Below are 17,183 nucleotides of genomic sequence, written 5' to 3'. Positions count from 1 at the left end.
ATCTCTTCACATTTATGTCTACTGCTGTTAGCTCCCAAGAAAATCCTGTTGGCATGGAAAGTTTTGCCGCCCTGTTCGAAGAATCGCTGTCGCGTCAGGACATGCGTTCGGGCGAAGTGATTTCCGCCGAAGTCGTCCGCATCGACCACAACTTCGTGATCGTGAACGCCGGCCTGAAATCCGAAGCCTTCATCCCTATCGATGAATTCAAGAACGACAATGGCGAACTCGAAGTCAACATCGGCGACTACGTCTCGGTCGCCATCGAATCGCTCGAAAACGGTTTTGGCGACACCATCCTGTCGCGCGACAAGGCCAAGCGCCTCGCATCGTGGCTCTCGCTCGAAAAAGCGATGGAGTCCGGCGAGATCGTCACTGGCACCGTCAACGGCAAGGTCAAGGGCGGCCTGACCGTTCTGACCAACGGCATCCGTGCCTTCCTGCCGGGTTCGCTGGTTGACACTCGTCCGGTCAAGGACACCACCCCGTTCGAAGGCAAGACGCTCGAATTCAAGGTCATCAAGCTCGATCGCAAGCGCAACAACGTCGTGCTGTCGCGCCGCGCCGTCATCGAGGCTTCGATGGGCGAGGAACGCGCCAAGCTGATGGAAACGCTGAAGGAAGGCACCATCGTCAACGGCGTCGTCAAGAACATCACCGACTACGGTGCATTCGTGGATCTGGGCGGCATCGACGGTCTGCTGCACATCACCGACCTCGCATGGCGTCGTGTGCGTCATCCTTCGGAAGTGCTGTCGGTCGGCCAGGAAATCACCGCCAAGGTCCTCAAGTACGATCAAGAGAAGAACCGCGTTTCGCTGGGCGTCAAGCAACTGGGCGACGATCCGTGGACCGGTCTGTCGCGTCGCTACCCGCAAGGCACCCGCCTGTTCGGCAAGGTCACCAACCTGACCGACTACGGTGCATTCGTGGAAGTCGAGCAAGGCATCGAAGGTCTGGTGCACGTCTCCGAAATGGACTGGACCAACAAGAACGTGGCACCGAACAAGGTTGTCCAGCTGGGCGACGAAGTCGAAGTCATGGTTCTGGAAATCGACGAAGAGCGTCGTCGCATCAGCCTCGGCATGAAGCAGTGCAAGGCCAACCCTTGGGACGACTTCGCGGTCAACCACAAGAAGGGCGACAAGGTGCGTGGCGCGATCAAGTCGATCACCGACTTCGGCGTGTTCATCGGCCTGGCCGGCAACATCGACGGCCTGGTTCACCTGTCCGACCTGTCGTGGACCGAAGCCGGCGAAGAAGCCGTGCGCAAGTTCAAGAAGGGCGACGAACTGGAAGCCATCGTGCTGGCGATCGACGTCGAACGCGAGCGCGTTTCGCTGGGCGTCAAGCAGCTCGAAGGCGATCCGTTCAACAACTACGCTGCAATGAACGACAAGGGCGCGCTGGTTACCGGCACGGTCAAGTCGGTCGAGCCGAAGGGCGCCGTGATTCAACTGTCGGATGAAGTCGAAGGCTATCTGCGTGCTTCCGAAATCTCGCGCGATCGCGTCGAAGATGCCGGTACGCACCTGAAGGTCGGCGATACCGTCGAAGCGATGGTCATCAACGTCGATCGCAAGGCACGCGGCATCCAGTTGTCGATCAAGGCCAAGGACAATGTCGAAACGCAGGAAGCCATGCAGAAGATGTCGGCTGACGCCAATGCGGCTTCCGGCACGACCAGCCTCGGCGCACTGCTCAAGGCCAAGCTCGACAACAAGAACTAAGCTCATCGTCAATGACCAAGTCGGAGCTGATTGCCCGTCTGGCCGAGCGTTATCCGCAACTGGTAGCCAAGGATGCGGATTACGCGGTCAAAACGATCCTCGACGCGATGTCCGACGCCCTGGCGAGCGGGCAGCGCATCGAGATCCGCGGGTTCGGCAGTTTTGCGCTGAACAGCCGTCCGCCGCGCATAGGTCGCAACCCGAAGTCGGGCGACAAGGTGATGGTCCCGGAAAAGCGGGTGCCGCACTTCAAGCCCGGCAAGCAGTTGCGCGAGCGGGTGGACGCGATGGTCGGGCAGCCGATCATCGAAGACTGAGTTGTTTGCAATGAAATAATGAACGGCATCTTCGGATGCCGTTTTTTTTCACGTACAATTTCGGCATTATCGCCGCCTGCCGATTGCACGCCGTTTGTCTTCGCCCTGAAAGAAAGCCGCTCATGAAAATCGTCTTCCGTATTCTCGCTGCCATTCTTTTCCTGGTGTTTTTCGGTTTTGCATTGAAGAACACGCAGGAGGTCGCACTGCAGTTCTTCATGGGGTATGAACTGCGCGGTCCGCTGGTGCTGCTCCTGCTCGGGTTTTTTGCAGGTGGTGCCGCGCTGGGCGTGCTGGCCATGGTCCCGACCGTGTTCCGCTATCGCAATGAGGCGGCACGCCATCGCAAGACCATCGTGACGATGGAGGAGGCCGCACAGAACGACGCGCTGGCGCGTTCGCAGCCGCCGCAACCCGACGGCATCGTGCGCTACTGATGCGAATGCGCACGGCTTTCCTGATTATTTCTCTGAATGACATTGCATGGAATTTGAAACCTGGTGGCTGCTCGCCATTCCCGCCTTCTTCACGCTGGGCTGGATTGCCGCGCGCGTCGATATCAAGCAACTGGTGTCCGAATCGCGCACGCTGCCGCGCGGCTATTTCAAGGGCCTCAATTTTCTCCTCAACGAACAGCCTGACAAGGCGATCGACGCCTTCATCGAGATCGTCAAGCTCGATCCGGAAACCGTCGAACTGCATTTCGCGCTCGGCAACCTGTTCCGCCGCCGCGGCGAGACAGAACGAGCGATCCGGGTCCACAGCAATCTGCTGGCGCGTCCCGACTTGCCGCCCGAGCAGAAAGTGCATGCGCAGTACGAACTCGGCCAGGATTACCTGAATGCCGGCCTGCTGGACCGCGCCGAGGAAACCTTTCATCAGTTGGCCGACAGTTCCTACGGCGCCCAGGCGCGCCGCGCGCTGCTCGAAATCTACCAGCGTGAAAAGGAATGGAACCGCGCCATCACGGCGGCATTGGCGCTGCAGGAATCGGGTGCCGGCGGCCGCCAGACCGAGATCGCGCAGTTCTATTGCGAACTGGCGCAGGATGAACTGGTACGCAGCGACAACGATGCGGCGATTGCGCTGCTCGACAAGGCGCTGGCGACCGACCGCACCAATGTGCGCGCCACCATCATGATGGGCGACGCGCTGTTGGCCAAGGGCGATGTCGAAGCGGCCTTGCTGAGCTGGCGTCGTGTCGAGCAGCAGAGCGTACCGCACGTGGCGCTGGTGGCGCAGCGTCTGATGGACGGCTATCGCGCCGTCGGTCGTCCGCAGGAAGGCGTCAAGCTTCTCAAGTTTTATCTGTCTGAGGCATCCTCGATCGATCTGCTGGAAGTCGTGTTCAAGGCCGTGCTCGAACTGGAAGGTGTCGATGCCGCCAATCAGATGGTCAGCGACGAGCTGCGCCGCACGCCGACCTTGCTCGGACTGGACAAGCTGCTGGAGGCGCGCCTGATGGATGCGCCACCCGAAACGCGTTCCGAACTCTCGATGGTCAAGAATCTCGTGCACGGCTACACGCAGAAGCTGGCGCGCTATCAGTGCGGCCATTGCGGCTTCAAGGCGCGCCAGTACTACTGGCAATGCCCGGGCTGCAGCAAGTGGGAAACTTACCCGCCGCGGCGTACCGAAGAGTTGAACGTCATGAACTGAGACATGCGCACCTCCCCAAAATACCAAGAATGAGGGAGTGCAAGGCCGACAATCCCTTGGTTATAGTGCACCACGGATCCCACCTATCCGGCATGATCCGTTGCCTAGCTTTCTGTTTTCAACCAAACCAAGGGAGTCAGCATGTTCAAGAAAATTCTGTTTGCGGTAGTGGGTACCCTGGCGGCCATGAATCTGGCATTTGCCAGTGTCGATGTCAACAAGGCCGATCAGGCGGCGCTGGATAGTATCAAGGGTATCGGCCCGACCATGTCGCGCGCGATTCTGGAAGAGCGCAAGAAAGGCCAGTTCAAGGACTGGAACGATCTGCAGACGCGGGTCAAGGGAATCGGCGACAAGAGTTCGGACAAGTTCTCCGAGGCCGGCTTGACGGTCAACGGCGCTTCCAAGCCGGCAGCGGCCAAGCCTGTGGCGCAGAAGAAGCCGGGCGTCGCGCCGCAGGCCGGGAAGGATGTCGCGAAACAATGATGTCGCCATCGGCTTTCTGACAGCCATGCGACCGATGCACAAGGCCTCGCCAGTCGAGGCCTTTTTTGCGTCCGGCGCGAGCAAACACGCACGATACGAACAATGCCGACGTCGATTAAAATGTCTGTCTTACGTATAACAAGACATCACGTCCTCTCATGCAATATCTGACGATCGAAGACACCATTGGCAACACGCCGCTGGTGCAACTCAAGCGCATCAACGGCGAAGAGAACGCGCGCCGCAACAACATCATCCTGGGCAAGCTCGAGGGCAACAATCCTGCGGGGTCGGTCAAGGACAGGCCGGCGCTGTCGATGATCAAGCATGCCGAGGCGCGGGGTGAGATCAAGCCCGGGGATACGCTGATCGAGGCGACCAGCGGCAATACCGGCATTGCGCTGGCAATGGCCGCCGCCATGCGCGGCTACAAGATGATCCTGCTGATGCCGGAAAATCTGAGCGAAGAACGGCGCCAGGCGATGGCCGCCTACGGTGCGCGCATCGTGCTGACGCCCAAGACCGGCGGCATGGAATATGCGCGCGATTTGGCGCAGCAGATGGAGCAGAACGGCGAGGGCATCATCCTCGACCAGTTCGCCAACCCCGATAATCCGCGCGCGCATTACGAGACCACGGGTCCCGAACTGTGGCGCGATACCGGCGGCACCATCACGCATTTCATCAGCGCGATGGGGACGACCGGCACCATTATCGGCGTGTCGCAATATCTGAAGGAAAAGAACCCGGACATCAAGATCATCGGCGTGCAGCCCGATGAAGGCTCGCAGATCCCGGGCATTCGCAAGTGGCCGGAAGCCTATCTGCCGAAAATCTATGACGCGAACCGCGTCGATCAACTGGAATACGTGAGCCAGGCCGTAGCCGAGCAGATGGCGCGCCGGATGGCAATCGAGGAAGGGATTTTCTGCGGGATTTCCGCTGCTGGTGCGTGCGAAGTGGCGATGCGTATCTCGCAGACAGTGGAAAACGCCACGATCGCATTCATTGTCTGCGATCGCGGCGATCGGTATCTGTCTACCGGGGTGTTCCCGGCATAAGCCCGCGCGCGCCTCTTAGCTGTTTTGCGGCTGCTGTTCCTGGGATGGTTGCGCAGAGGCGATCGGTTCCTTGGGTTTAAACTGCTTGTCGCTGATGCGGAATTTGTCGCGGCGATCGCCCATCAGGATACGCAGGTCGCGGATGCTGAGATCGCTGACTTCGTGCATGCGGATCAGCAGCGAAGCGCCGACCGGCAGGCGGCGATGGCGAATCTTGCTGATGACCGGCGGTGCGACTTCCAGCGCGCGCGACAGTGCGGCATCGTTTTTCAGGTGCAGTTTTTCAATCAGCGAATCAAGCAGATGGTTCGGATCGTAGTTGACTTGATCGGCTAATCGGTTACTTGTGGTCTGAGTATCCATAGTAGTCATATCTTTTCGGTTAAAAATTCAAGGAAGGATGGAAAGCAATCTTGCTTTGATTCATCGTGAGCTGAAATTGGAGTCTTGTCACATAGTAAAGTTGCAAACTTTTTCAGCATGGTCAAAAAATTAACTCCCTGCAACCAATATAGCAACCCATTCCTGAAAAGCAATTCTGCCGATGTGCTTTTTTGTAACTATTTTGAGCCCTTTTTACCTTTCAAAGTTCCTTGATGCAAACTTTTCAATGTAAAAGTTGCAAATAAACAACTGACTTTACTCCCGCTATTTTACGTGTTATCGCTTACCTAATTTATGGGGGTTTTGCGTTATTGCAAGATGTCGCGCAGGATTAATTTTCCCCTGGCGGCGCCTGCATCAGCGCATGCCAGCCTGCGTGACCCAGTGTGCGCAGTGTGTCGATATTCCTTTCAAAAATATCTTCCGCTTCCGGAAAGGCTGCGACGGCACGATCGATGCTGGCTTCGCGCAGCAGATGCAGGATGGGATAGGGCGAGCGGTTGGTAAAGTTTTCAATGGCATCCGGATTGGTCCCCGCAAACTGATAGTCGGGGTGGAAACTGGCGATCTGAAGCTCGCCCCGCAAGCCGGCTGCATCTATTTGCAGGTCTGCAAGATCGAGAAAATCGTTGTAGTCGAGAAAGTCCTGCAACAGGGTTGGCAGGATTAGCAGCGTGGTGTCTGTCCCGGCAGGATCGGTCGTCTGGAGCAGCGCCAGTTCGCGATCGAGTTCCGCGAGCAGTCCGTCCGTATCGGCGGCCTCGCTGACGACATAGCGTATCTGCTGTTTGACGTGGACCGCTTTGGCGAACGGGCAGAGATTGAGGCCGATCACGGCACGCTCCAGCCAGATGCGGGTGGCGTCGATGATTTCTGCGTGCGAAGCCGCTTGCTGCGGCGAAGATGAATCCGTTTTCATGTCCGTATTGTAATGCGGCGTCCTGTGCACCTTGATCCCGTGCAATGCGTGAAAACCTCGTGTGCCGAAGGCGGATAGGCTATCCTTGCGAGCGCATTCATTTTCTCTCTGGCATATGGCGCTCAAATCCACCATCTTCAAAGCCGATCTGCAGATTGCCGACATGGACCGGCATTACTACGATACGCACGCATTGACGCTCGCGCGTCATCCATCCGAAACCGACGAACGCATGATGATGCGCGTGCTGGCATTTGCCCTGCATGCCGATCCGGCATTGAGCTTCGGCAAGGGGCTGAGTGCGGATGACGAACCGGATCTGTGGCAGAAGGATCTGACCGGTGCCATCGATCTGTGGATAGAGGTCGGCCAGCCCGACGACAAGCGCATCATGAAGGCGTGCGGCCGCGCCGAGCGCGTCGTGATCTATAGCTACAGCGCGACCAGTCACATCTGGTGGTCGCAGATCGGCTCGCGCGTGGAGCGCGCCCGGAATCTGGAGGTTTATCAGGTGCCTGCCGAGACCAGCCAGGCGCTGGGACGGCTGGCGCAACGCACGATGCAGCTGCAATGCACGATTCAGGATGCCCAGGCGTGGATTACCGCCGCGGCTGAATCGGTCCCGGTTTCCCTCGATACGTTGAAGGCGCCGGCGACCGCCCAGCGCTGAGATTCCATCAGAAGTTGCGTGCCGTGCGCAGCGCCTTGCCGAGTTCGTTGACCGACATGGCGTAGAAGAAGCTGCGGTTGTATTGCGTGATGGCGAAGAAGTTGGCGGCGCCCAGCCAGTATTCGGTCGGCGCCTCGCCATTCTGCAGATCCACCAGTCCATACGGCATGTTGGCCGGTGCCGCCACGGTCGGCGTCACGCCGGCTGCCTGCAGTTCCTGCAGGCTGTATTTCGCTTCCAGCCCCTGATTGAGGAAACGCTGCCATTCGCCACGCGCGGAATCGGCCTTGGCGGGAAAGGCGATCGGTTCGCCGCGCTGCCAGCCGTGCTCGACCAGGAAATGCGCGACGCTGCCGATCGCATCGACCGGCGAATTGCGCAGATCGATGTGGCCGTCGCCATCGAAATCCACCGCGTACTTGCGAATGCTGCCCGGCATGAACTGCGGCCAGCCGATCGCGCCTGCATACGAGCCGAGCAGCGAGAACGGATCGATCTTCTCGTCGCGCGCGAACAGCAGCGTGTTTTCCAGTTCGCCACGGAAATAGGCCATGCGCGCCGTGCGGTTCGGCGTATCCGGGTACGAGAAGGCCAGCGTCGTGATCGCATCCATCACGCGGAAGTTGCCGGTGTTGCGGCCATAGACCGTTTCCACGCCAATGATGGCGACGATGATCTCGGCCGGTACGCCGTATTGCGATTCGGCACGGCGCAGCGCGCCTGCATATTTGCTCCAGAAGGCGGTGCCGGCCTTGATGCGCACCGGCTCGACGAAGCGCGCGCGGTAGGCGGCCCAGTTCTTGGGCTTGCCGGGCGGCGCGGGTTTCATCAACTGGATGGCGCGGTCAACGTAGTGGGTCTTGTTGAGCGTGGCCTGCAACTGGCGGCGCTCAAAACCGTGCTTGGCGACCATCTCGTCGATGAAAACATCGACCTCTTTCCATTGCGCGAAGTTGGCGAACTCGTCGCCCTGCACCGGGGTGACCGTCGCGGCAGGCGATGGCGTCGGAGCCGCTTTGGCGGTAGGCGGTTCGACGGCGTTGTTGCGGCTGGCTTCGGTGGTGGAAGCGCAGGCGGCCAGCAGCAGGATCGAGGAAAGGCTCAGGAGAGGAAGAAGGGGACGGGCAAGCGGAGAAAATGTCATCGAATTCGTTTCAGCAGCGATTGTAGTGTTGTTCTGGTGGAAGACGGCCGGTCGTAACCGTAACGATATTCCGCATACAGGTTCAGAAAGGTTTGCGCGGCAAGAAGTTCATTCTCGTCGAGACGTGAGTCCGTAAGCAGGCGGCGGGCATAGGCGTCCGGTCCTTCATGCGTGTGCCGCGGATAACCGCGACGCGCGATGCGCTTGCAGAACGCCGCGTACAGTCTGTCCACCGGATCGGCCGGCTGCCTGCCGCTGCTCACAAACATGATTGTCAGCAACACCGTCAGTCCGCCGATCAGCGCCGCCAGCACGGTCATCGTCTTCCAGTCGATGTTATCGAAGCCCAGTGCGCGGAGCAAACTCTTTTGCCGTGCCGGCGTGTAGTCGAGCACCCACTGGTTCCAGCCATTGTTGAGCGCCTCCCAGCGGAAGCGCAGGCCGTGCAACCAGGAATCCGGTCCGACCTCCAGATTGACGAGTCCACCCAGTACCGGCGTTGAGCGCGGCACGCTCGCGGCGCTGCGTTCGATGCGCTCGGGCGCGACCGCGGCGGTGGGATCGACGCGTATCCAGCCGCGTGCCGGCAGCCATGCCTCGGCCCAGGCATGCGCATCTGATTGGCGGATGGTCATGAAGCCGTCGGCCGGGTTCAGTTGTCCGCCCTGGTAGCCAGTCACGATGCGCGCCGGAATACCCATGGCGCGCATCAGCACCGCGAAGGCGCCGGCGTAGTGCTCGCAGAAACCGGCACGCGTATCGAACAGAAACGCATCGACGCCGTCGCCTTCCAGCAGCGGCGGTTGCAGCGTGTAACGGAAGGGTTGGGTACGGAACATCGACAGCACGGCCGTGATCCTTGCCGCGTCGTCGGCATGCTGCGCGCGGATGGATGCTGCGAGTGCCAGTGTGCGTGGATGACGGTTGGCCGGCAGTTGCCGCCAGCCGTCCATCGATTCGGCGCGGGCATGGTCTTGCAGCACGGCGGCCGGATACGACACTATGTCGTAGCGGATGCGTTCGTTGACGGGGCGCGCGGTGGCGAGCTGAAGATCGGACGTCAGGTGCACGGGGTTGCCGTCAAGCTGCGGCGCCATGGCCGGCAGTTCCAGTGCGAACAGCCAAGGCTGGCGACTCGCTTCCTGTGTGATCTGGTAGCGCACGGCGGGGCCGTGGTGTTCGCTGTGATCGGCATGGCCATGTGGACGCGAATCGCGCCGCCAGGTCTTGCCATCGTAGGCGTCGAGCATGATGCCGCGCCAGTACAAGGCGTGCTGCGGCGGTGCGTCGCCGACGAATTTTGCGCGGAACGCGATCTCGTCCGACAGCGCGAGTTGCGAGATGTTGCCGGGCGACATGCTGTCCGACAGGCCGCTGCGCGCGCTGTGCGTCTGGCCCGGCATGGCCCACAGCGGACCCTGCACGCGCGGAAAGAGAACGAACAGGACGATCGTTAACGGTACGGCCAGGGCGACGATCGTGGCGCTGAAACGCAGGCGCTTGCGCAATGGCGGGACCGCGCCCGTATATTGGAACGACAACTGTGCCGTCATCAGTACGACGACGCTGACGATGGTCAGCGCCGCATCGGCAATCGTCTGCGATGCAAGGAAGCGCGCCAGCAGCAGGAAGAAGGCGAGAAACACGACGGCGAACAGATCGCGTCTGGCGCGCATTTCGAGCAGCTTGAAGGTCAGCAGCAGCACCAGCGTGGCGACGCCGGCCTCCTGTCCGAAAAAGGTACGGAATTCCAGATAGATGCCGCCCATGGCGGCGAGCGCGAGCGGCAACAGCAGCCAGCGCGACGGCATGCGGTTGCCGCGAAAGGTGATCCAGCCGCGCCATGCAAGCAGAACGGTGGCCGTGGCGCCGATCCAGCCTGGCAGCTGCAGGCTGTGCGGCGCCAGCACCAGCACGCAGGCAAACAGGAGCAGCAGGGTATCGCTCTTGTCGCGCGAGATGACGAAGCTGCGCAGACGACTACCGGGGCGCAGCGCCTGCGAGAACTTGGTAAAGGCATTCATGCGCGGTGTCCGTACAGGGCAAGCGCCTGCAGGCAGGCGGCGAGATGACCGGGTCCTGTATCCGCCGGCAGCCTCGTATTGCCGAGCACGAAGCCGTAGGGCGCGCCCAGCGATTCGGCCATCAGAACCCAGCGCGTCATGCGCGACAGCTTTTGTTCGGTATCCAGGTGGTCCGGCAGTTGCGCATAATCCAGCACCAGCAGGCCGGTCGTGCCGCCCTCGAACTGCTTGGTGACCAATGCGCCATCTGCATTGCGTGCGATCTGGCGCCATGCCATGTGACGCATCGAATCGCCGGCCTGCCATGCGCGAATGCCGGCAAAGTCGTCGTTGCCGGCCATGCCCTGTCCGGCTTCGCTGCCACCCGTATCCAGCGGCAGCGGCGGTTCGCCGGCTTCGGGCATCGGATAGACCAGCACGCGGGCATCCGGCTGCCAGTAGCTCCAGGCACGGAACAACCCCAGCGGAAAACTGGTGCGCAAGCGGATGCGCGGTGCGGCGCGCCAGCCGCGCGTCTGCGTGCGCAGGCCGAGCATGACAGTGGCGCTGGCGTGACCGGTGACGTCGACCGCCTGTTCGAGTTCGGGCAGAGCGTCATCCGTAAAACCGATGTGCAACGCGTGGCGATCCTGTTGCCGCCGGTTGTGAAGATGTAGCGGAAACCGCGCGACTTCGCTGGCAAAGACGGACTGGGTGCGGCCGGCCGACAGGCTCAGTTGCACGAGGTTGCGCCAGGTGAGGACCATGTCCACCACGGCGCAGGCCGTCAGCAGAAAGGTCAGCGCAAAGCCGAGACTCAGACTGTAATTGATCGAACACAGGAACAGCACGATCAGCATGACGCCATAGATCAGCCCGGCACGGGTCGGCACGATGAAGACGCGTTGCCGGGTCAGCAAGACTTCTCCCGCTTCTGTAGTACGCTTACGAAACAGCTGTGCGCGCAGCCAGCGTCTGACGGCTGTCACCGGTGCGGCGGACGTGGGGAACCTGGGCACGGGATGAAAGGTGACGTCAGACCGCGACCGACTTCATCAATTGCACGACCAGATCGCGGCTGCCGAGCGCGCTGCCGGAAGCCGACTTGACGGGGCGCAGGCGATGCGCGGCCACTGGCACCAGTACGGCCTGCACATCTTCCGGAAGCACGTGGTTGCGGCCTTCCAGCGCGGCCCAGGCGCGCGCGGCCTGCAGCAGGGCGATGGCGGCGCGCGGGCTCAGGCCTTCGGCAAACATGCCGTTTTCGCGCGATGCCTGCGCCAGCGCTTGCAGGTAATCGACCAGCGCGGGCGCGACGTGGATCTCGCGCAGCGCGGCCTGCGCGTCGAGAAGGTCGTGCGGACGCATGGCCACCGGCAGCGATTTCATCAGCAGGCGCCGGTCTTCTCCGAGCAGCAGCGCCCGTTCTGCAGCGGCATCAGGATAGCCGAGCGAGATGCACATCATGAAGCGATCCATCTGCGATTCCGGCAGCGGGAAGGTACCGAGCTGGTGCGTCGGATTCTGGGTGGCGATGACGAAGAACGGTTCCGGCAATGCACGCGTGACGCCGTCCGCGGTCACCTGCCGTTCTTCCATTGCCTCGAGCAGCGCGGATTGCGCCTTGGGCGTGGCGCGATTGATCTCGTCGGCCAGCAGGACTTGCGTGAAGACCGGACCGGGATGGAACACGAAGCTGCTTTTCTCGCGGTCGAAGATCGAGATGCCGATCACGTCGGCCGGCAGCAGGTCGCTGGTGAACTGCTGGCGATTGAATTGCAGGCCGAGCGAAATTGCCAGCGCATGCGCGAGCGTGGTCTTGCCGACGCCCGGCACGTCCTCGATCAGCAGATGGCCGCCGGCCAGCAGACATGCCAGTGCCTGGCGCACCTGCGTTTCCTTGCCGACCACGATCTCGCCGACCTGTCGGGCGACTGCATGCACTTTGGAGAACATTGCGATATTCCGTAAGAAAGGGAAGGGAGGCACCATGCGGCCGGCCGGGTCCGGCAAGGACGGACCTTCCGAATTCTATGCGAGTTTGTTGCTGCGAGGGAACGTCGGGTCTGGCGCGAAGTCGCGTGGGTTCATTCCCTGTTCTGCCGACGCACCACGATCCAGCATGCGATGACGGTAAAGGTGGCGACGATGCCGGCCACCAGCCAGAAGCCATGATCGTCCTCGGCGAGCGGGATGCCGCCGACGTTCATGCCGAGCAGGCCGGCGATGATATTGATCGGCAGCGCCAGCACGGTGACGATGGTCAGCACGAACAGGCTGCGGCTGTTCTTTTCGTTGACCTGTGCGGCGATCTCCTCCTGCAGCAGCTTGATGCGTTCCTGCAGCGAACTGAGGTCGTTGAGCACCACCGTGAATTCCTCTGTCGCCTGCCGCAGGTCCTGCACGTCGCGTTCCGCCATCCACGCCGGCGGGCGTTGCAGCAGGCGGAACAGGGCAGCCGGCTCCGGTGCCAGCAGGCGCTGCAGGCGCACCAGCACGCGCCGCAGCAGGCCGAGTTTGCTGCGCTGGTGCGTGAGCTGTCCGGCGAGCAGATTGTCTTCGGCGCTGTCGACGCGCGTGACGGCATCGCGCACGATACGCACCAGTACGTCGCCCTGGTCGTGCAGCAGGTGGACCAGCAGGGCCACGGTGGAGGGAATGCCGGCACCGGCCTCGACCGCCTGCCGCAGCCGTTCGATGGATTTCAGCGGCGTGCGGCGCACGGTGATGAGCACGTGGCGCGAGACGCTGAGCCAGAGCGTGGCGGTCTCGGCCGAATCGAGCGAAAAGCTGTGCAGCACGTCGTTGAGTACGGCCACCAGCGTGCCGTCGGCCAGTTCGATGCGCGTCGAGCGCGAACCGTCGTGCAGCGCGGCATGGAATTCGTCGGTCACGCCAACATGCTCGCGCAGCCATTTCTCGGTCGCCGCGTGGGCCAGGTTCAGGTGCAGCCAGACGAATTCGTCGTCGTTCCTGCGTTCCGCCAGCCAGGCGATGGCGCGGTTCGAGTCGATGGGAATGGCGCCGTCGCCGCGGCCGAACAGGAAGCCCCAGATCAGGCCCGAGCGGTCGGCGCCGTATTCAACGGGTGGAGGATTCATGCGGCGGTGCGGAGCGCGCCGCCGTCCGGAAGGGGAATGCGGCTGCGCGGCGGGACGATGGTTGCAGGCATGTGCCGCACAAGGGAATTGGTCGAGGCCTCGATCACGCCGGCCCCGTTGGCGTTGTGCATGCCCGGCATGATGCCCGGCAGATGTGACGTGAGTGTGACATTGACGTCGGATGAGGCCCGATTTTGGCCTGCGGCCGGTATTTCCGGGCATTTCCGCGAAAGCGGAGGGGCGCGAGCGGGTAGAATAGCGGCTGCTTCCCTTCAAGAAATCTCGCATGTCCATACAGTGGTTCCCCGGTCACATGAACGCCGCCCGCAAGAAGGCGGCGGAAACCATGGAAAAGACCGACATGATCATCGAGGTGCTGGATGCGCGCATTCCGCAGGCCAGCCGCAATCCGATGATCGAGGAGTTGCGCAAGGCGCGTCAGCGCCCTTGCCTGAAGATCCTCAACAAGGCCGATCTGGCCGATCCCCACGCGACCAAACTGTGGCTGGACTTCTACAATGCGCAGAAGGACGTGACGGCGGTGGCGCTGTCGTGCAAGAAGCCGGCCGACGTGGGGAAGGTACCGGGCCTGGCGATGAAGATCGCGCCGCATCGCGGCACGGCGCTGAAGCCGCTGCGCATGATGATCATGGGCATTCCCAACGTCGGCAAATCGACGCTGATGAATGCGCTGCTCAAGAAGCGCGTGGCCAAGGTCGGCGACGAGCCGGCCGTGACCAAGACCCAGCAGCGGCTTTATCTCGGCAACAACATGGTGCTGACCGATACGCCGGGCATGATGTGGCCCAAGATCGAGCATCCGACCGACGGCCTGATGCTGGCGGCCAGCCATGCGATCGGCAGCAATGCACTGATCGAGGAGGAGGTCGCGACCTTCCTCGCCGACTTGCTGCTGGAACATTATCCGAAGCTGCTGACGGCGCGCTACGGCTTCCAGACCGAGGGCGTCGATGGCGTCGGCGTGATCGAAGGCATCGCGCAGCGCCGCGCCTATCGCATCAAGGGCGGCGACTTCGACCTGGAAAAGGCCGCGCACACCTTCCTGCAGGATTACCGCAGCGGCGCGCTGGGCCGCATCAGCCTCGAAACGCCGGCCAGTCGCGAAGCGCTGCTGGCAAGCTACGTGCCGCCGGTGCTACTCGGCGAGCCGCAGGAACCGGTCGACGAATAACCGGAACGGGCGGCGTCAGGTCCCGGTCGGCGCTGCGGTATCGTTCGCGGCCTGTGCTTCTTCCGCGGCCTCGCCCACGTCCACCTGCATGACGGCCGGCGCGGTACCGGTCATGACCACGTAGCTCGATTTTTCTTCCTCCGGCACCGGCGGCGCTGCGCGAATCCGTTGCACCGCATAGACCGCCATCAAGCCCAGCACCAGCGAGAACATCAGCATCAGGCTGTGCGGCGTCAGCCACGCCATCACCACGCCGGCCACGGTCGGTCCCACCGCCGCGCCGATGCCGTGTACCAGCAGCAGGCCGCCAGCCACTTCGAGCAGGCGCGAACTGTCAACCAGGTCGTTGACGTGCGCCACGCTCAGGCCATATAGCGTGAAGACGAAGCCGCCGTACAGCGCGCCGATTGCAATCAACAGGTTCTCCGACCAGAACGACGCCATGAAGCCGAGCAGGGCGAGCCCCGCGCTGACGATGCAGATCCACAGCAGCACGTAGCGCCGGTCGTGGCGGTCCGAATAATGACCGACCGGCCACTGGAAGGCGGCGCCGCCGAGGATGGTGGCGGCCATGAAGGTGGCGACGCCGACGTCGCTGAAGCCCACGCCCTGCGCATACGCCGCACCGAGTCCGTAGAACGAGCCGTTGAGCAGGCCCGAGACCACGGCACCGGCCAGGCCCATCGGCGAGATACGGTACAGCGCGCGCAGGTCGAGCCGCGGCCGTTCGACGGCAGCCGGCTGCGAGATCGGCGTCAGCGTGATCGGCAGCAATGCGAACGACAGCAGGATGGACACCAGCGCGAACGGTACGAAGCCGAGCTTGTCGCCGACCAGGATCAGCCATTGCCCGATGGCGAGGGCGATGAAGGTGACCGACATGTAGATCGAGAAGATGCGGCCGCGCTGCCGGCTCGGCGCGAGCGCGTTGAGCCAGCTTTCGATCACGATGTAAAGGCCGACGATGCAGATGCCCGTGATCAGCCGCAGCAGGCCCCAGAACCACGGATCAACCCATAGTGCGTGCAGGATCGGCATGGTCGAGGCGATCGACGCCATCGCGGCGAAGGTGCGGATGTGGCCGACGCGATGGATGAGGGCCGGGCACAGCATGGTGCCGAGGATGTAGCCGACGAAATAGGCCGACATGATGAGGCCGGTGACGGCGCTCGAAAACTCCGCCAGCCCCGCGCGCAGGCCCAGCACCGAGAACAGCAGGCCGACCCCGATCACCATGACCCCGGTACCGCTGAGGATGGAGGAAAGGGGCAAGAGCAGTCCGTGCATGGGAAATCCTGGCTTCAAGGTTCAAGAAGCGGCAAAGGCGCCGCGCTGTGCTTCGACCCGGCGACGGCGGCGGCGTTCCTCGGTGCGGCAGGGCACGGACATTGTCGCCGCATCAGAACGAATGTGTCATGCCGAACGCGATGCCGTTGCGGTAGCGTTCCTGCCGCTCGCGGTACAGGTCCGCGTACAGGCTGGTGCGCGTGGACAGCTTGTGGACGTAGCCGGTGCTGAGCTTGTGCTGGCGGCTGTCCTGGTTCCTGCCGTAGCCGGTGCGCAACATGTGGCGGCCGAATTCATGCGTGCCGGCCACCAGCCAGGTGCGTTCGCGCGGCGCATCGGTCGGCCGGTGGCGCGTCCACGAGCCCATCAGGGTCAACGATTGCATCCGGTACTTGGCCGCCACGTAGGTGATGTCGTCGCTGCGCGCATTGACTTCGTGGGCCAGCGCGGCCGACCAGCGCTCGCCGGCATGGCTGATGGCGATGCTGCGCACGCGGCTGACGGCGTCCGGGTCCTTGCCGGCGCGGATCGCGGCATGGACTGCGATGCCATCCCACGCCGGGCTGCTGTAATAGATGCCCTGGCTGATGCGAGTGGCGTCGGCATAGCCGAGCGAAACATCGTGAATGCCATCGCTGCCATAGCTGCCGGTCTGGTAGGCCGCGAGCGAGGCATTGAAGCCGCTGTTGACCCACGGCTCGTATTGCCAGGCCATGTCCCACAGCGGCGTCAGCGCGCGGCCCAGGCGCAGGGTGCCGTAGCGGTCGCTGTGCAGGCCGACGGTGGATTCGCCCTGCCAGAAGGTGTGCGGACGTTCGGTTTCGCCGGTATCCGGATTGAAGCGTGTTTCCAGCCTGAATATTGCGTGCAGGCCGTTGCCAAGTGTTTCCTTGCCGTGGAATCCCAGCCAGTTGTTGTAGCCGCGCTCGACGCCCGCGCTGTCGCCGCTGCGCTTGACCAGGCCGAGGTCCAGATAGCCGTACATCACCACGTTCGATTGTGCGAACGCGCAGCAGGGCAGCAGCGTGAGCAGCGAGGAAAGGAGACTGGTGAGGCGCGGGATGACGATGGGGAGACCTTTCGCTGAAAAAGAGGCGGGTGGAGGCGCGGCAATGGACAGACTCCAAGCCATCCGCCATGGTTCATGGCACATGTGCATGGACGACGTGCATGGCAGCATCCGTGTCTATTGTCGCCGATCGTGCGGTCAAATAAAAACACCCCGCAGGG

At 62.3% G+C, this 17,183-nt stretch carries 18 protein-coding genes; 8 read left to right on the top strand and 10 right to left on the bottom strand.

Annotated features, from left to right (window positions below; genetic code table 11):
• Nucleotides 1-14 precede the first annotated feature (14 nt).
• From rpsA to cysM, 6 genes are all read left to right on the top strand, one after another.
• The gene (gene rpsA, locus IEV38_RS01445) at nucleotides 15-1,730 is read left to right on the top strand and encodes a 30S ribosomal protein S1 (RefSeq protein WP_188394388.1); all 1,716 of its coding nucleotides are present in this window, start codon (nucleotides 15-17) and stop codon (nucleotides 1,728-1,730) included.
• An 11-nt stretch (nucleotides 1,731-1,741) separates the two neighbouring features.
• Nucleotides 1,742-2,047, top strand: a complete 306-nt coding sequence (locus tag IEV38_RS01440; RefSeq protein WP_188394387.1) for an integration host factor subunit beta — start codon at nucleotides 1,742-1,744, stop codon at nucleotides 2,045-2,047.
• Between the two features lie 122 nt (nucleotides 2,048-2,169).
• Nucleotides 2,170-2,484 (top strand): LapA family protein, encoded by a 315-nt coding sequence (locus tag IEV38_RS01435; RefSeq protein ID WP_188394386.1) that lies wholly within the window; start codon nucleotides 2,170-2,172, stop codon nucleotides 2,482-2,484.
• Between the two features lie 46 nt (nucleotides 2,485-2,530).
• Nucleotides 2,531-3,706, top strand: coding sequence for a lipopolysaccharide assembly protein LapB (lapB, locus tag IEV38_RS01430; RefSeq protein ID WP_188394385.1), 1,176 nt, complete (start codon nucleotides 2,531-2,533; stop codon nucleotides 3,704-3,706).
• Between the two features lie 141 nt (nucleotides 3,707-3,847).
• Nucleotides 3,848-4,192, top strand: coding sequence for a ComEA family DNA-binding protein (locus IEV38_RS01425; RefSeq protein WP_188394384.1), 345 nt, complete (start codon nucleotides 3,848-3,850; stop codon nucleotides 4,190-4,192).
• Nucleotides 4,193-4,350: 158 nt separating this feature from the next.
• Nucleotides 4,351-5,253 carry a cysteine synthase CysM gene (cysM, locus tag IEV38_RS01420; RefSeq protein WP_188394383.1) on the top strand — a complete coding sequence of 301 codons (903 nt, stop codon included), beginning with the start codon at nucleotides 4,351-4,353 and terminating at the stop codon, nucleotides 5,251-5,253.
• 15 nt (nucleotides 5,254-5,268) lie between these two features.
• Here cysM and IEV38_RS01415 read toward each other — a convergent pair whose 3' ends face one another.
• Both IEV38_RS01415 and IEV38_RS01410 read right to left on the bottom strand, forming a co-directional pair.
• Nucleotides 5,269-5,625: a hypothetical protein gene (locus IEV38_RS01415; protein ID WP_188394382.1), complete on the bottom strand. Its 357-nt coding sequence runs from the start codon at nucleotides 5,623-5,625 to the stop codon at nucleotides 5,269-5,271.
• Nucleotides 5,626-5,968: 343 nt separating this feature from the next.
• Nucleotides 5,969-6,556: a DUF1415 domain-containing protein gene (locus IEV38_RS01410; protein ID WP_188394381.1), complete on the bottom strand. Its 588-nt coding sequence runs from the start codon at nucleotides 6,554-6,556 to the stop codon at nucleotides 5,969-5,971.
• A gap of 115 nt (nucleotides 6,557-6,671) precedes the next feature.
• Between IEV38_RS01410 and IEV38_RS01405 the strand changes: the two genes are divergently transcribed.
• A complete protein-coding gene (locus IEV38_RS01405; protein ID WP_188394380.1) occupies nucleotides 6,672-7,226 on the top strand; it encodes a YaeQ family protein in 555 nt (184 codons plus the stop codon).
• 7 nt (nucleotides 7,227-7,233) lie between these two features.
• Here the strand turns inward: IEV38_RS01405 and mltB are convergent, their stop codons facing one another.
• From mltB to IEV38_RS15345, 6 genes are all read right to left on the bottom strand, one after another.
• The gene (gene mltB / locus IEV38_RS01400) at nucleotides 7,234-8,370 is read right to left on the bottom strand and encodes a lytic murein transglycosylase B (protein ID WP_188394379.1); all 1,137 of its coding nucleotides are present in this window, start codon (nucleotides 8,368-8,370) and stop codon (nucleotides 7,234-7,236) included.
• Complete coding sequence (locus IEV38_RS01395; protein WP_188394378.1) at nucleotides 8,367-10,394, bottom strand: transglutaminase TgpA family protein; 2,028 nt, start codon at nucleotides 10,392-10,394, stop codon at nucleotides 8,367-8,369. Before IEV38_RS01395 ends, mltB begins: the two co-directional genes overlap by 4 nt.
• Nucleotides 10,391-11,293, bottom strand: coding sequence for a DUF58 domain-containing protein (locus tag IEV38_RS01390; RefSeq protein WP_229728494.1), 903 nt, complete (start codon nucleotides 11,291-11,293; stop codon nucleotides 10,391-10,393). Before IEV38_RS01390 ends, IEV38_RS01395 begins: the two co-directional genes overlap by 4 nt.
• A gap of 115 nt (nucleotides 11,294-11,408) precedes the next feature.
• Nucleotides 11,409-12,329 (bottom strand): AAA family ATPase, encoded by a 921-nt coding sequence (locus tag IEV38_RS01385; RefSeq protein WP_188394376.1) that lies wholly within the window; start codon nucleotides 12,327-12,329, stop codon nucleotides 11,409-11,411.
• A 131-nt stretch (nucleotides 12,330-12,460) separates the two neighbouring features.
• A complete protein-coding gene (locus IEV38_RS01380) occupies nucleotides 12,461-13,474 on the bottom strand; it encodes a transporter (protein WP_188394375.1) in 1,014 nt (337 codons plus the stop codon).
• A complete protein-coding gene (locus IEV38_RS15345; RefSeq protein ID WP_268234694.1) occupies nucleotides 13,471-13,605 on the bottom strand; it encodes a hypothetical protein in 135 nt (44 codons plus the stop codon). The genes IEV38_RS01380 and IEV38_RS15345 overlap by 4 nt, the downstream gene beginning before the upstream one ends.
• A 155-nt stretch (nucleotides 13,606-13,760) precedes the next feature.
• Here IEV38_RS15345 and ylqF point away from each other — a divergent pair, with 155 nt between their 5' ends.
• Nucleotides 13,761-14,666, top strand: a complete 906-nt coding sequence (ylqF, locus tag IEV38_RS01375) for a ribosome biogenesis GTPase YlqF (protein ID WP_188394374.1) — start codon at nucleotides 13,761-13,763, stop codon at nucleotides 14,664-14,666.
• 15 nt (nucleotides 14,667-14,681) lie between these two features.
• On the opposite strand, the gene IEV38_RS01370 is transcribed toward ylqF, so the two are convergent.
• Nucleotides 14,682-15,953, bottom strand: a complete 1,272-nt coding sequence (locus IEV38_RS01370; RefSeq protein ID WP_188394373.1) for an MFS transporter — start codon at nucleotides 15,951-15,953, stop codon at nucleotides 14,682-14,684.
• Between the two features lie 112 nt (nucleotides 15,954-16,065).
• A complete protein-coding gene (locus tag IEV38_RS01365) occupies nucleotides 16,066-17,085 on the bottom strand; it encodes a porin (protein WP_188394372.1) in 1,020 nt (339 codons plus the stop codon).
• Nucleotides 17,086-17,183 lie beyond the last annotated feature (98 nt).

It is taken from the genome of Oxalicibacterium flavum (assembly GCF_014635065.1).
In the GTDB taxonomy this organism is placed as follows: Bacteria; Pseudomonadota; Gammaproteobacteria; order Burkholderiales; family Burkholderiaceae_D; genus Oxalicibacterium; species Oxalicibacterium flavum.
Note: the sequence above shows the minus strand (reverse complement) of the source record. Positions and strands in the feature narration are given on the sequence as shown.

Coding starts and splice junctions, on each gene's coding strand:
- rpsA (WP_188394388.1), top strand. CDS start 15: ATGTCTACTGCTGTTAGCTCCCAAGAAAATCCTGTTGGCATGGAAAGT.
- IEV38_RS01440 (WP_188394387.1), top strand. CDS start 1,742: ATGACCAAGTCGGAGCTGATTGCCCGTCTGGCCGAGCGTTATCCGCAA.
- IEV38_RS01435 (WP_188394386.1), top strand. CDS start 2,170: ATGAAAATCGTCTTCCGTATTCTCGCTGCCATTCTTTTCCTGGTGTTT.
- lapB (WP_188394385.1), top strand. CDS start 2,531: ATGGAATTTGAAACCTGGTGGCTGCTCGCCATTCCCGCCTTCTTCACG.
- IEV38_RS01425 (WP_188394384.1), top strand. CDS start 3,848: ATGTTCAAGAAAATTCTGTTTGCGGTAGTGGGTACCCTGGCGGCCATG.
- cysM (WP_188394383.1), top strand. CDS start 4,351: ATGCAATATCTGACGATCGAAGACACCATTGGCAACACGCCGCTGGTG.
- IEV38_RS01415 (WP_188394382.1), bottom strand. CDS start 5,625: ATGACTACTATGGATACTCAGACCACAAGTAACCGATTAGCCGATCAA.
- IEV38_RS01410 (WP_188394381.1), bottom strand. CDS start 6,556: ATGAAAACGGATTCATCTTCGCCGCAGCAAGCGGCTTCGCACGCAGAA.
- IEV38_RS01405 (WP_188394380.1), top strand. CDS start 6,672: ATGGCGCTCAAATCCACCATCTTCAAAGCCGATCTGCAGATTGCCGAC.
- mltB (WP_188394379.1), bottom strand. CDS start 8,370: ATGACATTTTCTCCGCTTGCCCGTCCCCTTCTTCCTCTCCTGAGCCTT.
- IEV38_RS01395 (WP_188394378.1), bottom strand. CDS start 10,394: ATGAATGCCTTTACCAAGTTCTCGCAGGCGCTGCGCCCCGGTAGTCGT.
- IEV38_RS01385 (WP_188394376.1), bottom strand. CDS start 12,329: ATGTTCTCCAAAGTGCATGCAGTCGCCCGACAGGTCGGCGAGATCGTG.
- IEV38_RS01380 (WP_188394375.1), bottom strand. CDS start 13,474: ATGAATCCTCCACCCGTTGAATACGGCGCCGACCGCTCGGGCCTGATC.
- IEV38_RS15345 (WP_268234694.1), bottom strand. CDS start 13,605: ATGCACAACGCCAACGGGGCCGGCGTGATCGAGGCCTCGACCAATTCC.
- ylqF (WP_188394374.1), top strand. CDS start 13,761: ATGTCCATACAGTGGTTCCCCGGTCACATGAACGCCGCCCGCAAGAAG.
- IEV38_RS01370 (WP_188394373.1), bottom strand. CDS start 15,953: ATGCACGGACTGCTCTTGCCCCTTTCCTCCATCCTCAGCGGTACCGGG.
- IEV38_RS01365 (WP_188394372.1), bottom strand. CDS start 17,085: ATGGCTTGGAGTCTGTCCATTGCCGCGCCTCCACCCGCCTCTTTTTCA.